We start from the raw sequence: 13356 nt of genomic DNA, 5'->3' as shown, positions 1-13356 counted from the left end.
GAATTATGACGAATGTCGTAGTGGTCGGCTCCCAATGGGGTGACGAAGGCAAAGGCAAGATTGTGGATTGGCTCTCGGAACGCGCGGATATCGTCGTGCGGTTTCAGGGCGGTCACAATGCCGGCCATACCCTGGTGATCGACGGCGTCAGCTACAAGCTGTCGCTTCTGCCTTCCGGCGTCGTACGCCCGGGCAAGCTCGCCGTCATCGGCAACGGTGTCGTTATCGATCCGCATGCGCTGGTCGCCGAAATCGACAAGCTCGGCAAGCAGGGCGTGGCAATCACCCCGGACAATCTGCGCATCGCCGACAACGCCACGCTGATCCTGTCGCTGCACCGCGAGCTTGACGGCATCCGCGAGGACGCCGCCTCCAACAGCGGTACCAAGATCGGCACCACCCGCCGCGGCATCGGCCCGGCCTATGAAGACAAGGTCGGCCGCCGCGCGATCCGCGTGATGGATCTTGCCGACCTCGACACCCTGCCGGCCAAGGTCGACCGCCTGCTGACCCACCACAACGCGCTGCGCCGCGGTCTCGGCGAGGCCGAGATCAGCCATGACGCGATCATGCAGGAGCTTTCCTCGGTCGCCGACAAGGTGCTGCCGTTCATGGAAACCATCTGGGTGCTGCTCGACAAGGCGCGCCGCAAGGGCGCACGCATCCTGTTCGAAGGCGCACAGGGCACGCTGCTCGACATCGACCACGGCACCTATCCGTTCGTCACCTCGTCGAACACCGTTGCCGGTCAGGCTGCTGCCGGTTCGGGCATGGGCCCGGGCTCGCTCGGCTATATCCTCGGCATCACCAAGGCCTACACGACGCGCGTCGGCGAAGGTCCGTTCCCGACCGAGCTCACCGATGAAATCGGTCAGTTCCTCGGCGAAAAGGGTCACGAGTTCGGCACGGTTACGGGCCGCAAGCGTCGTTGCGGCTGGTTCGACGCCGCACTCGTGCGCCAGTCGGTCGCTGCCAACGGCATCACCGGCATCGCGCTTACCAAGCTTGACGTGCTTGATGGCCTCGATGAACTGAAGATCTGCGTCGGTTATACTCTGGACGGGCAACAGATCGACCATCTGCCGGCAAGCCAGGCGCAGCAAGCTTCGGCCAAGCCAGTCTATATTACACTCGAAGGCTGGAAGGAATCGACGGTCGGCGCACGCAGCTGGGCAGATCTTCCGGCGCAAACGATCAAGTATGTTCGCCAGGTGGAAGAACTGATCGGCGCACCGGTGGCTCTTCTTTCGACAAGCCCCGAGCGGGACGACACAATACTTGTGACGGACCCCTTTGAGGACTAGTGTCGGCGAACTGACATTGCGTCGTGATCGCAAAGACATACCTGGGCGTATGAGAAAGTACTAATGGCGGATTTTGTTGCAGTTATTCGCAGGACCGTTGACGGCCTGTCGGAAAACACACCTGAAATGCGGGATAGGGTCTACGAGAAGGCGCGCGCTGCCGTGCGGCGCCAGCTCGAAAACATGAACCCGCGTCCGTCGGACGACATGATCAATCGCCAGTTGGCGAAACTCGAAAACGCGATCACCGAGGTCGATAGCGAATACGCCGAGGCCTTGCCGGCGCTCGACGAGCCGGCACCCCAGGAAGACGCGGTCGAAATTGTCACCGCCGAGGCGCCGGCAGCAGAAGCTGTCGCCGAGGCCGAATCGCAGCCTGAAGCACAGGACGAGCCGGTAGGGGCGAGCGAAACGGTCGCCGTCGCCGAAGAGCCGGCTGCGGCCGAGGTCGTTGCCGAGGCCAGCGAACCGGCACATTCTGCCGAGGAGGCGATTGAGGCCCCTTTCGAGCACCCGGCCGAACAGGTCGCCTACGAGCCGACAGCCGAGCACGAGGCCCCGGCGGAGCAAGTCGTTGCGGCCGAAGATCAGCCAGGCGCCGACCATGCCGAAGCTGTCGAAACGCCAGTCGAAGAAGCGCCCGCTGAAGAGGTGAGCGTTCCGACCGTGGAAGGACCGCAGCCCGAGGCCTACGGTGAGGCTGCGGACTACCCGCAATATGAGCAGCCGGTCCTTGCCGAGACGCATGACGCGGACGCCGTTGCGCCGTCTGTCGAAGCGGAGAGCCGACAGGTCGACGAAGCCGAATGGGATGTGACACCGGCGGCGAGCGTCGACCACAAGCCGGCTGCCTCCGAATGGGACCTGCCGGAATGGGAGACCGTGACGCCCGCCGCGGCTCCAGTCGCTGCCAGCCTGGCGCCGAGCGAAGAGCAGTCGGCACCGCACCACCAGCCCGAGCTTCTCGGCATGCACCCGGTCGAGGAATTGCTGCCGGAAGCGCCCAAGGCGTCCGAAGCGGCACCCCAGGCCGCCGATCCGGCGCGCGGTTGGTCGTTCGACGACCATGATCCCTTCGCGCCGGCCGACGAGCGGCGTAGCGAGAAGGCTGCAGATCCGGAGATCTCTGACTGGGCATGGCCTGTCGAGAAGACCACGCAGAGTGTCACAACGGCCGCTGCCAAGAGCGAGCAGGAACGCGCCGGCACCGCCTGGGACCACATTGACGATCTGCTCGGCTTTGAAGCCGCAGCCACTGCAGCGGCAGGTGCCGCAGCGCCGAACGAGCTTCGCGAATCGGAGCGGACTGTCGAGGGTGGGGCTCAGGCCGCGCCGCGACCGGCGTCCTACCGGGCCACGCCGAAGCCGCCGCGGTTCAGCATCAAGCGTCTCGCGATCGCCGCCGCAGCACTGCTGGTTGTCGGCGGAGGCGGGTTTGCCTACTGGCAGAACCGGGAAGCCGGCAATGCCTGGATTTCTGGCGTCGTCGCATCGATCACCTCAGCCGTTTCCAACATCGGCGGAGATCCGGCGGAACAGACACCGCCTCCGGCCCAGTCCGGGGGAGAGACGGCAAAGGACGAGCCGGCCGGGCATGACGATACGGCCGCTCCGGACAACAGCTCGACGAAATTCACCCAGCGGCTCAATGCCGACGGATCCGAAGTGGACGCAGGTCCCTCCACGGTAAACGGCGAGAGTGCCGCGCAGGAAGGCAAGTCAGTGGCGCCGCAGACAGAGGCGAGCAAGCCGCTGGATACGGCAGCTGGCCAGACGGGCGCCGCTGGAACAGCCGGGACGTCAGCCACCGGACAGCCGGCGGGCGCCCAGCCGGCCGTGCCTGAGATTGCGATCGCCAGCGGCGAGAAGATGTTCCTGTATGAGGAACGTCTCGGCCAGTCGTCGCCGACGGCCGTTCCCGGTACCGTCGCATGGTCGGTGAAGGAAGAATCCCCTGGCGGCGACGCCAAGCCCGAGCCGGCGATCCAGGCGCAGATCACCGTTCCGGACCGCGGCCTGACGGCACTGATGACGATCAAGCGCAATGCCGACGGCTCGCTGCCGGCAAGCCACGTCATCGAGTTCGTGTTCTCGCTGCCGCAAAACTTCGAAGGCGGCGCGATCGACAGCGTCCAGCGCGTGTCGATGAAGCGGAACGAGCAGGATCGTGGCGACGCGCTGATCGCCGTCCCGGCCAAGATCACCGACGACTTCCACATGATCGCGCTGAACGACTCGAAGGATGCGATCGGCAACAATACCGAGCTGCTGCGCAGCCGCAGCTGGATCGACATTCCGCTGACCTACCGCAATGGGCGCCGCGCACTGCTGACGCTCGAGAAGGGGCAGACCGGGACCGACGCCTTCAATCAGGTGATGCGTGCCTGGGCAGCCGCGGGAACCTCGGCGGCGACCAACAGCCAGTAAGTGGCCGGAAACAGAGCTGAAACAGAAAACCCGGCGGATCGCTCCGCCGGGTTTTCTTTTTTGTGTCTTGTCTTTTCGAGATGCCGGTTCGCCGAAGGCTACGCGCCTTCGACGACCCGCAACGCGCTGGCACGCTCGAGTGCTGCCTTGCGCACGGCGTCCTGGACCTTTTCAAAGGCGCGGACTTCGATCTGGCGGACGCGCTCGCGGCTGATGTCGAATTCGGCCGACAGATCCTCGAGCGTCAATGGCTCTTCGGTCAGGCGCCGCGCCTCGAAGATGCGGCGTTCACGATCGTTGAGCACCTTCATGGCATTGGCAAGCAACGCCCTGCGATTTTCCAGTTCGTCCTGTTCGATCAGGATTTCTTCCTGGTTGTCGTGATCGTCGACGAGCCAGTCCTGCCATTGGCCTGAATCGCCCTCGCTTGCCTTGATCGGGGCGTTGAGCGAGGCGTCGCCGGACAGGCGGCGGTTCATCGAGATGACTTCGTCCTCGCTCACCTTGAGCGTGGTGGCGATTTCCGTGACTTGTTCAGGCTTCAGGTCGCCCTCGTCGAGCGCCTGGATCTTGCCCTTGAGCCGTCGCAGGTTGAAGAACAGCCGCTTCTGGTTGGCGGTCGTGCCCATCTTCACCAGCGACCAGGAGCGCAGGATGTATTCCTGGATCGCCGCCTTGATCCACCACATCGCGTAGGTGGCGAGGCGGAAGCCGCGATCGGGTTCGAACTTCTTGACGGCCTGCATCAGGCCGACATTGCCTTCGGATACGACTTCGCCGATCGGCAGGCCGTAGCCGCGATAACCCATCGCGATCTTGGCAACGAGGCGAAGGTGGCTGGTCACCAGCTTGTGCGCCGCACTGCGGTCGTCATGCTCCTGGTACCGCTTGGCGAGCATGTACTCTTCCTGCGGCTCGAGCATCGGAAACTTACGGATTTCGTCGAGATAACGATTGAGGCCGCCTTCTCCAGCGGCAATGGTCGGCAAATTGTTTCGGGCCATATGAAGCACCCCCCTTTGTCGTCTCCGGCCTCCGGTCGGCAAGCCGGGCATGTGGGTCTTCGTCAAGACCCCACGAGGCTAGAAAATAAGTACGGCGAAAGCATGATTCAAGGAGTCCGGTTTCACTAAACTGTGACGCCGGAAGGACAGAAATGTCACGAACTGAGGCTTAGCTAAGATCGGAATCGTTGCGCGCAATTTCAAGGGGCGGTTGTCATTCTGCGCCGCGCAAGGCTTCGACCAGTTCCTGCATGTCGACCGGGACAGGCGCTTCGAAATGCATGGTCTCGCCGGTCGACGGATGTTCGAACTGCAGCATGAAGGCATGCAGGGCCTGACGATGGAAGCGGTTTACGATGGCCTTGGCCGCCTCGGGAAGAAGGTTTGCCTTGGTCCGGAACGCCGCGCCATATTCCGGGTCGCCGATCAGCGGGTGGCCGATATGGGCCATGTGCACGCGGATCTGATGCGTCCGCCCGGTTTCCAGATGGCATTCGACCATTGCGGCGAGGCACGTGCCGTCGGGCTTCTCGTGATAGCGTTCGACCACCTCGTAATGGGTGATCGCTTCGCGGGCATCGTCGCTGTCCTCGCGCTTGACCGCGCGCTTCGTCCGGTCACCCGCCCGTCCGAGCGGCGCGTCGATCGTTCCCTTCAATTGCCGCGGGCGCCCCCAGACCACGGCCCGGTACGCACGCTCGAGCGGGCCCGTGCGGCCATGGTCGGCAAACTGATCCGACAGGTGGCGATGCGCTGCGTCGTTCTTGGCAACGACCATGACGCCGCTGGTCTCCTTGTCGAGACGGTGGACGATACCCGGACGCTTGACGCCGCCGATGCCCGACAGGCTGCTGCCGCAATGGTGGATGAGCGCATTGACCAGCGTGCCGGTCCAGTTGCCGGCACCGGGATGGACGACCAGGCCGGCGGGCTTGCAGAGCACGATCAGGTCGTCGTCTTCATAGAGCACGTCGAGCGGAATGTTCTCGCCCTTGGGCTCCGGGTCTTCCGGTTCGGGCAGGTCGATCTCGAAGAGATCGCCGGGATGGACCTTCTTCTTCGCCTCCGTCACCGGCTTGCCGTTGATTGACACGGCGCCCTGTTCGATCAGGCTCTTGATCCGGTTGCGGGAGAATTCGCCGGAAAGGGCGTCGGTCAGGAACGAATCGAGCCGCCCTGCGGCATCCTCGCCCGCTGTCAGGACTTTCCTATTCGCCGGCGCTTGTTTAAAGGGGTCGTTCATTCCGTTACAAATCCGAAAAAAGGCCAACCATGACCGCAATCGAGCCCGATGACCAGGAAGACAAGCCGCTAGATCCGGCGATGGAGAACGTCCGGCGCAAGATGGTCAAACTGCAACTCGTTTCGGCCGGCGTCATGTTGGTCATGCTTATGGCCGTCCTTGGAACGATTGTCTACAAGCTGACACGCAACGACGCGAAAGCGCCGATTCAAGCCGCGACCGCCGTCGTGCCGAGCGAGGCGCCGGTCAACGCCGTTGCCGCCTTGCCGGCCGGCTTCACGGTGACCAACGTTGCGCTCTCCGGCTCCCAGGTGCTTTTCTATGGCAATCTGCCGGGTGCAGAGCCACGCGCGATCATCTTCGACATCGCCGCCGGCCGCATCGTCGCCGACATCACCGTCAGGACGAACTGACGGCATGCCAAGTGCCGATCCGCCCCTGTCGCGCATCGACGATCCCGCCGATCCCCGGATCGCTGGCCTCGTCTCGATCAAGGAGCGCGACCTGACGGGACGGCAGGGGCGCTTCATCGCTGAAGGCACCGTGGTGCTGCGCATGCTTGCCGCAGCGCACGAAGCCGGTCGCGGCTTTGTGGCCGAGGCGATCCTGCTGCTCGAAAACAGGCTTGCCGGCGTCCAGGACATCCTTTCCCGCTTTCCCCCGACCGTGCCGGTCTATGTGGCGAATGCCCAAGTGTTCGACGCGATCGCCGGCTTCAACATGCATCGCGGCGTGCTGGCGCTCGGGCGCCGTGACGGCGACACCGGGCGGGATGCCTTGATCGCGTCATTGCCGGCCTCGAGCCTTGTGCTGGCGGCCTGCGGCATCTCCAACCACGACAACATGGGCTCGCTCTTTCGCAATGCTGCCGCCTTCGGCGTCGACGCGGTGCTGATGGACGAGACCAGTTGCGACCCGTTGTATAGAAAGTCGATCCGTGTCTCTGTCGGCGCGGTGCTGACAGTGCCGTTTGCCCGGGAAGGGTCCGTGTCAGACCTGCTTGAACGCTTGCAGTCGGCCGGATTTGCCATCTGGGGGCTCTCGCCAGCCGGAGCGATCGATATCGGAGCGATACCGCCGGCTCCGCGCACGGCGTTGCTCATGGGAACCGAAGGCGAGGGGTTGCCACAATCGGTCATGACGTCGATCCGCACCGCTCGCATCCGGCAGCGGCCGGGGCTCGATAGCCTCAACGTGTCGACGGCGGCCGGGATTGCGTTGCATCAGGTGGCGTTGATCAACGGTCGGATCTGAGCCGGCCCATCCTGGACCGTAGACAAGCAAACACCAAACAGCAGAACTTCGGACCCTGGAGGCAGCCCGGACACCCGCCTTGTGACGGCCACTCACTCGCGCGGCAGGATGTCCTTCGCCCGTTTCGCCAGGCTCCGTCGCTTGGCCGTGCCGTCCTCGTTCTCGCCGGCAAGGATATTGAGGATCGGCGAGGCCGTCCCCTCATTCGCAGCCGTCATCGCAACCATGCCGGCAGCGATCTCCGCGACCTCGTCGCGCAGGGCTTCGTCATGGGCGTCGGTTCTCGAATTGGTGAGACGTTCGGAAAGAGCCGTGGCGCGGTTGCGCAGATCATCGGCAACCGTGCCGGAGGCGGGCGTCTCCCTGGCTGCGGGCGCCGGCTGTTCGGCCGGGACGACCGCTCCGTTTGTCGCCTGCTCGGGGGCAGGACGGCGATCCTTGCGCACAGGGAAGGCAACACCTGCCGCGCGCATCACTTTGGCTGCGTCGCGCATCTCCTGGTTTGCGTCCTTCACCTTGGCCTTCAGCCGCTCGATTTCGCCTGCGCGCCGTTCCAATGCGCTCTCGCGGTCGGCGCTGGCTGCCATCTCGCGTGCAAGCTTGTCTTCCAGGCGGTGCAGGCGGGTCTCGTCACGTGACAGGCGGAGTTCCATTTCCTTTGCATGGGTTGTCTCTGCCTTGAGTTCGCCGCGCAGGGCCTCGCGCTCATCGCGCAACGTGGCGATCCGGCTCTTCAAATGTTCAACTTCGGTTTCGCGTGCCGCGAGATTGATCTTCAGGTTGTCGATGTCTGAGCCCAGGTGGGCAAGCTGGACGTCGCGCTGCTGTATCTCGTTGGATTTGCCGGTATTGTCGCGCTCGACGCCGTCGAGGGTCGCCTTCATCCGCTCCAGGCGCTGCTCGAACTGCCGGATTGCGGAACGCATGTCGGCTGCTTCGACATTCATATCGGCAAGCTGAGCGTGCAGGTCAGCATTCTCCCCGTTGAGGCGGCGAGCCTCCTGCAGGCTCTTTTCGTTGGTGAGCATCAGCGACACGCCCTTGTCGCGTTCGCGCTTCAGGGCCTGCATCGTGCGTGCGTTTTCCGCCGCGTAAGCCGCGCGAGCAGCGTCCTTCTGTGCGCGGACTTCCTGAGGACTAAGCGGCATTGTCGCCTTCAATCGATCCTCGGCGAAACGTACGATGCGGCGCTGGATCGCCGGCGCGACCAGCAGACCGATGATGATCGCCGTCAGAAAGCCCAGAGCAAAGAGAAGCGCGAATTGGATCACGAGCTGGCCGTTTCAAAACTGGATCGGAACCGAACCGCCTGCCGCGCCTGTCGGCGCGCCAGGCGTCCTGTGTCCGCTTCCTTGCACTAAACATGACGTTTCGTGCGCTGCAAGTCTTTGGCGCGGTATTTTGCCTGCGCCACTACAGCGCCGCGCGTCTTATCAGACGCGCAAAGGTCGCTGTAGCACTTTGAATTGCTGCATGTTCTTATCCTTCACTCGGCTACGACTAAAGGAAACATGCAGTAGGACGACCGTGTCAGAACGGGTTCCAGGTCGGGTTCTGAGTCATCTTGAGATAGCCGACATTGACACCGAGCCGGGCGCCGATGCCGGTGCGGATCGGCACGACCACGATCTGCTCGTCCGTCAACACCGTCATGCCGACGCCGGCGACGACATAGGCCGAACCGGAAACGCCGCCGAACCGCTTGTAAAGCGCAGGCACGCTCGGCAGATTGTAGACGAGCATCATGGCGCGGCTGCCCTGTCCACCCCAGTCGATGCCGAGGGACGGGCCCTGCCAGAAGACACTGTGCTGGCCGGCGTTCTTGGTGTTGAGTTCGCCCTCGCCATAGGTCAGGCCGGCGATAAAGGCGCCGGAACCTTCCTGGCCGAGAATGTACCCGTTCGGCAGGCCATAGCGCTCGAAGGCGCGCTCGACGACCTTTGCAAGGCCGCCCGACGTCTCGCCGAAGAAACCGTGACCGGCGTCGACGATTTCCTGCATCGTGTACTGGCTGTTGCTTGCGGATTGCGCATGGGCGGCGGCAAGGCCACCGACCAAAAGAACCATCGTAGCCAAGATAACTCGGCCAGCCGTCACGGCCGCCTTCATGATCTGATACATCGTTACCTCCGTCAGGCGCGAAATTTGCTCGCTTGCGGGTTTACATTGGCCGGCAGTCAGATCACCGCGCGGCCAGCGCGGGTCTGGACCATTTCCGTGCAATTTGAACCGATGGTCTTAACAATCGGTTTACCAAATGTGGTGTCATTATGATCCTCTGAAGAACGGCTGCGCCGGGCAACTCATGACTTGCGTCTTTTCGCATGAGGCTTTACCGGCGCTGTGACGACGCGTGCCCCCAAGCGGTGGGCCGGCGGAACCAACAAGGAAACACGATGGCAACGAATCCGAACCTGACATTGACGGGACCCGATCTGGCCGCGCTTCTGTGCAGTCGGGTTTGCCACGACATCATCTCGCCGGTCGGTGCCATCAATAACGGCCTGGAACTGCTCGACGAGGGCGGCGCCGATGCCGACGCGATGGATCTGATCCGCACCAGCGCGCTTAACGCATCCGTCCGCCTGAAGTTTGCGCGCCTTGCCTTCGGTGCCTCTGGCTCGGTCGGTGCGTCGATCGACACCGGAGAAGCGGAGAAGGCTGCGAAGGATTTTGCCGCGGCCGAAAAGAAGACCGAGGTCAACTGGCATGGCCCGCGGGCGATCATCGCCAAGAACCGGGTCAAGCTGCTTCTGAACCTGTTTCTCATCGCTTACGGCGCCATTCCGCGTGGCGGCTCGATCGATGTCACGCTGGAGAACCCGGAGTTCGACGCGGTCTTCACGCTGGTCGCCAAGGGCCGGATGATGCGTGTGCCGCCGCGGCTCGTGGAGCTCTTGTCCGGCACGCCCGAAGAAGCGGTCGATGCGCACTCGATCCAGCCCTACTACACCGTGCTTCTGGGCGAAGAAGCGGGCATGGCGATCGACGTTGCATCGACAGGCGAGGAGATCGTCTTCACCGCACGGATGCAGCCAGAGGTTTAATCGGCAGGCGCCGTTTCCTCGATTTTTCGGCCTGCAACCTACCAGATCTGCGCTGCCGCACTCAACGAGTGCGCCGGCGCAGGTTTTTTCGTGTTCCCTGGCGATGCATGGAAAAATAAATATTTTCAATCAGTTGGTTCGTGCGCGAAAGGCATCGTTAAGCAAACTCCGTAACGAAATCTTTCCCAAATTTGTATAGAGTTGTTTCTTGGGTTCGGGTACGCGTATAGGTAAGTTGCGAAGGGAGTTGGACATGCGTCGCTTGATGATTGCCGATGGTTCGGATGTTGTCAGGAAGGTTGGAAAACGTATCCTGTCCGGCATGGGTTTTCTTGTCTATGAAGCTCCGAGCAGCCTTGAGGCGCTGGTGCGCTGCGAAGCCGAACTGCCGAATATCCTGATCATCGATGCTGGCCTGGAGGGCGCACTCGAGCTGATTGCCAACATTCGCCGGCTGCCGAACGGCACGTCGGTCCGGATTTATTACTGCGTCGTCGAGGCGGACCTGAAGAAGATGATGGCCGGCAAGCGGGCTGGCGCCGACGACTTCCTGCTGAAGCCATTTGACCGCAAGATCCTGACCAGCGTGTTTGCAAGCCAGTCGATGGCCGCTTGACTGTAGCGTCAAGGAATCCCAAGCAAGATGAAGCCGTGGCTTTCGCCGCGGCTTTTTTGCGTCCGGGACCCGTGAAACCCTGGATTCTTTGCGATCGGTCGCGTCAGGGGGCAGGCGCCGACCGATGGGCAGAATGATCAGGACCGGTGACAGGACAGCGGTTCCTGCAGGCAAAATAAAACCCGCCTTGAAGGGCGGGTTTCTTGAACAACAGGCCCGCATCATGCGGGGCGGTGCAGGCCTATCAGGCAATCAGGCGGTTTCGGCGTATTCTGCGCCATCCGGCTCGCGCAGCACGTAGCCGCGGCCCCAGACGGTTTCGATATAATTGGCGCCGCCGGCAGCATTCGCAAGTTTCTTGCGCAGCTTGCAGATGAAGACGTCGATGATCTTCAGTTCCGGCTCGTCCATGCCGCCATAGAGGTGGTTGAGGAACATTTCCTTGGTGAGCGTCGTGCCCTTGCGCAGCGAGAGCAGCTCGAGCATCTGGTATTCCTTGCCCGTGAGGTGCACGCGCTGGCCGCCGACTTCCACCGTCTTGGCATCGAGATTGACGATCAACTCGCCGGTCGAGATGACCGACTGGGCGTGGCCCTTGGAGCGACGGACGATCGCATGGATGCGCGCAACCAACTCGTCCTTGTGGAACGGCTTGGTCATATAGTCGTCGGCGCCGAAACCGAGGCCGCGAACCTTGTCTTCAATGCCAGCCATGCCCGACAGAATCAGGATCGGTGTCTTGACCTTGGACAGGCGCAGCGTTCTCAGAACTTCATAACCGGACATGTCCGGCAGGTTGAGGTCGAGAAGGATGATGTCATAGTCATAAAGTTTGCCGAGATCGACGCCTTCTTCACCGAGGTCGGTGGTGTAGACGTTGAAACTCTCGGACTTGAGCATCAGCTCAATGCTCTGAGCTGTTGCGCTATCGTCTTCGATCAGTAGAACCCGCATATTCTTCCCCTTTTCCGCCGCCCAAGGTTTTCGTGGCCCCCTTACGCGATACGGATCCAGTCGTTGCCTGATTTGGAGGCTGCCACCAAATGGTTAACAAATTCTGATTCCCTCTGGCAAGGTGTATCGAGATTGTTAAATATTTTTAGCAGTCTCCTGATTTCAAACGTGAATCCAGAACGGCTATTCTCATGTGATACATGAGGAATTCCCGCTATCTGACTCTTCTGACTCGTTAATGCCGGGGCAGTCACATTTCGTGCCTCAGCATTTACGGAGCCTTAAATCATCGCGCCTATGATTAACGATGCCCGTAAACGAAAGGTTACCAGCGGTAGGCATTTGTTAATATCGCTGAAGATTTTTCGATTCCGGCCCTGTTTGGGCCGGCGCGCGGGCCAAATCAGTAACCGGGGTCTCGTTATCCACGGGAGTATTGCGTATGAAAGCACGTGAGAGCCTTGTCCGCCTGAAGGAATTTCAGGTTCGGGAGAAGCAGCGTCAGCTGAACCAGCTTCAGATGATGATGGCTGAGTTCGAACGAATGACCAAGGATCTGGAAAATCAGATTATTTTCGAGGAAAAGAAGTCGGGTATTTCCGATCCCCAGCACTTCGCCTATCCCACCTTCGCCAAAGCCGCGCGCCAGAGAGCTGACAATCTTCAGGTCTCCATCCGTGAGTTGAAGGCGCAGCAGGATGCGGCCGAGCTCGCGCTCGAAGAAGTGCAGGCCGAATACGCCAAGGCGGCTGCCCTCGAAGAGCGGGACACATCGACTCGCCTGCGGGCATGAACGGCGGCGCCCTTTGTGCCCTTGCGGTGCAACGGGATCGCAACGCCTTGATCTAACGGACGATTTTCTCCGAGCCCGGTTCCGGGCAGGGGGATTTCGTGCGATGGACAGGCGCTAGCCCGTTTCGGGGCAGATGTATCATTCTTTCTCAAGACTTGCGCTTGGCATGGCCCGATCCGGCACGATCGTGACAAGACGACAAGACCCGCCCGAAGCTTTGGCCATCGGGCGGGTCTTGTCATTTTGGGAATGAGATGACGGTTTCCGGCTCAGGCGAGCCTCACGCCTGAATCGCATCCTGCCATTCCGGATGCCGCATGGCCTGTGCCTTCATGAAGGGGCAGAGCGGGATGATTTTCCAACCGCCCTTGCGGGCCTCGTCGATCGCATGTTTGGCAAGCGCCTGGCCGACACCCTTGCCGCGCAGGGCGTCGGGAACGAGGGTATGGTCGACGATGATGAGCTGCGGCGATGTGCGTGAATAGGTCATTTCACTGGTGTGGCCTTCGACGACAGTCGAATAGCGGCCATGCGACCCGGTTTCCTCGGTGACGATTTCCATGACGGCCTTCCTTGAAGAGCAGTTCCACTGTTGACCCGGAGGCTAGCGCAGATTCCTGAAAATCGGAATCGGCGAGCCGGACACCAGCGGTGCACAGACCGTTCTTGAAACGGCAACACCAGACGCTGTCCTGCTGCGGATTGCGCAAACGA

The 13356-nt window shown here is 61.9% G+C and carries 13 protein-coding genes; 7 read left to right on the top strand and 6 right to left on the bottom strand.

The features are described 5' to 3' along the window. The first annotated feature begins 5 nt into the window (after positions 1–5). Positions 6–1304, top strand: a complete 1299-nt coding sequence (locus tag MKZ91_RS15660) for an adenylosuccinate synthase (protein ID WP_336171911.1) — start codon at positions 6–8, stop codon at positions 1302–1304. Positions 1305–1367: 63 nt separating this feature from the next. Next, entirely contained in the window at positions 1368–3731 is a 2364-nt protein-coding gene (locus MKZ91_RS15655) for a hypothetical protein (RefSeq protein WP_336171910.1), read from the top strand. Between the two features lie 98 nt (positions 3732–3829). Here the strand turns inward: MKZ91_RS15655 and rpoH are convergent, their stop codons facing one another. Next, a complete protein-coding gene (rpoH, locus tag MKZ91_RS15650) occupies positions 3830–4735 on the bottom strand; it encodes an RNA polymerase sigma factor RpoH (RefSeq protein WP_336171909.1) in 906 nt (301 codons plus the stop codon). Between the two features lie 214 nt (positions 4736–4949). After that, on the bottom strand, positions 4950–5978 hold the full coding sequence (locus MKZ91_RS15645; RefSeq protein ID WP_336171908.1) for an RluA family pseudouridine synthase: 1029 nt from the start codon (positions 5976–5978) through the stop codon (positions 4950–4952). A gap of 29 nt (positions 5979–6007) precedes the next feature. Between MKZ91_RS15645 and MKZ91_RS15640 the strand changes: the two genes are divergently transcribed. Both MKZ91_RS15640 and MKZ91_RS15635 read left to right on the top strand, forming a co-directional pair. Continuing rightward, complete coding sequence (locus tag MKZ91_RS15640; RefSeq protein WP_336171907.1) at positions 6008–6391, top strand: hypothetical protein; 384 nt, start codon at positions 6008–6010, stop codon at positions 6389–6391. Positions 6392–6395: 4 nt separating this feature from the next. After that, positions 6396–7232, top strand: coding sequence for a TrmH family RNA methyltransferase (locus MKZ91_RS15635; protein WP_336171906.1), 837 nt, complete (start codon positions 6396–6398; stop codon positions 7230–7232). A gap of 92 nt (positions 7233–7324) precedes the next feature. On the opposite strand, the gene MKZ91_RS15630 is transcribed toward MKZ91_RS15635, so the two are convergent. Together MKZ91_RS15630 and MKZ91_RS15625 are read right to left on the bottom strand one after the other, a co-directional pair. Next, entirely contained in the window at positions 7325–8503 is a 1179-nt protein-coding gene (locus MKZ91_RS15630) for a hypothetical protein (RefSeq protein WP_336171905.1), read from the bottom strand. A 259-nt stretch (positions 8504–8762) separates the two neighbouring features. After that, positions 8763–9353, bottom strand: coding sequence for a DUF1134 domain-containing protein (locus MKZ91_RS15625; protein WP_336171904.1), 591 nt, complete (start codon positions 9351–9353; stop codon positions 8763–8765). Between the two features lie 275 nt (positions 9354–9628). On the opposite strand from MKZ91_RS15625, the gene chpT reads away from it, so the two are divergent. Next, positions 9629–10279: a histidine phosphotransferase ChpT gene (gene chpT, locus MKZ91_RS15620; protein WP_336171903.1), complete on the top strand. Its 651-nt coding sequence runs from the start codon at positions 9629–9631 to the stop codon at positions 10277–10279. 253 nt (positions 10280–10532) lie between these two features. Continuing rightward, the gene (locus MKZ91_RS15615) at positions 10533–10895 is read left to right on the top strand and encodes a response regulator (protein WP_336171902.1); all 363 of its coding nucleotides are present in this window, start codon (positions 10533–10535) and stop codon (positions 10893–10895) included. Positions 10896–11147: 252 nt separating this feature from the next. Here MKZ91_RS15615 and ctrA read toward each other — a convergent pair whose 3' ends face one another. Beyond that, positions 11148–11849 carry a response regulator transcription factor CtrA gene (gene ctrA / locus MKZ91_RS15610; RefSeq protein ID WP_025424706.1) on the bottom strand — a complete coding sequence of 234 codons (702 nt, stop codon included), beginning with the start codon at positions 11847–11849 and terminating at the stop codon, positions 11148–11150. A gap of 442 nt (positions 11850–12291) precedes the next feature. Between ctrA and MKZ91_RS15605 the strand changes: the two genes are divergently transcribed. Further along, the gene (locus MKZ91_RS15605; RefSeq protein WP_057254717.1) at positions 12292–12642 is read left to right on the top strand and encodes a flagellar export protein FliJ; all 351 of its coding nucleotides are present in this window, start codon (positions 12292–12294) and stop codon (positions 12640–12642) included. A 280-nt stretch (positions 12643–12922) separates the two neighbouring features. Here the strand turns inward: MKZ91_RS15605 and MKZ91_RS15600 are convergent, their stop codons facing one another. Continuing rightward, complete coding sequence (locus MKZ91_RS15600) at positions 12923–13204, bottom strand: GNAT family N-acetyltransferase (protein ID WP_336171901.1); 282 nt, start codon at positions 13202–13204, stop codon at positions 12923–12925. Positions 13205–13356 lie beyond the last annotated feature (152 nt).

The sequence above is a fragment of the Ensifer sp. MJa1 genome (assembly GCF_037026475.1).
Taxonomy (GTDB): Bacteria; Pseudomonadota; Alphaproteobacteria; order Rhizobiales; family Rhizobiaceae; genus Ensifer.
Note: the sequence above shows the minus strand (reverse complement) of the source record. Positions and strands in the feature narration are given on the sequence as shown.

Coding starts and splice junctions, on each gene's coding strand:
- MKZ91_RS15660 (WP_336171911.1), top strand. CDS start 6: ATGACGAATGTCGTAGTGGTCGGCTCCCAATGGGGTGACGAAGGCAAA.
- MKZ91_RS15655 (WP_336171910.1), top strand. CDS start 1,368: ATGGCGGATTTTGTTGCAGTTATTCGCAGGACCGTTGACGGCCTGTCG.
- rpoH (WP_336171909.1), bottom strand. CDS start 4,735: ATGGCCCGAAACAATTTGCCGACCATTGCCGCTGGAGAAGGCGGCCTC.
- MKZ91_RS15645 (WP_336171908.1), bottom strand. CDS start 5,978: ATGAACGACCCCTTTAAACAAGCGCCGGCGAATAGGAAAGTCCTGACA.
- MKZ91_RS15640 (WP_336171907.1), top strand. CDS start 6,008: ATGACCGCAATCGAGCCCGATGACCAGGAAGACAAGCCGCTAGATCCG.
- MKZ91_RS15635 (WP_336171906.1), top strand. CDS start 6,396: ATGCCAAGTGCCGATCCGCCCCTGTCGCGCATCGACGATCCCGCCGAT.
- MKZ91_RS15625 (WP_336171904.1), bottom strand. CDS start 9,353: ATGTATCAGATCATGAAGGCGGCCGTGACGGCTGGCCGAGTTATCTTG.
- chpT (WP_336171903.1), top strand. CDS start 9,629: ATGGCAACGAATCCGAACCTGACATTGACGGGACCCGATCTGGCCGCG.
- MKZ91_RS15615 (WP_336171902.1), top strand. CDS start 10,533: ATGCGTCGCTTGATGATTGCCGATGGTTCGGATGTTGTCAGGAAGGTT.
- ctrA (WP_025424706.1), bottom strand. CDS start 11,849: ATGCGGGTTCTACTGATCGAAGACGATAGCGCAACAGCTCAGAGCATT.
- MKZ91_RS15605 (WP_057254717.1), top strand. CDS start 12,292: ATGAAAGCACGTGAGAGCCTTGTCCGCCTGAAGGAATTTCAGGTTCGG.
- MKZ91_RS15600 (WP_336171901.1), bottom strand. CDS start 13,204: ATGGAAATCGTCACCGAGGAAACCGGGTCGCATGGCCGCTATTCGACT.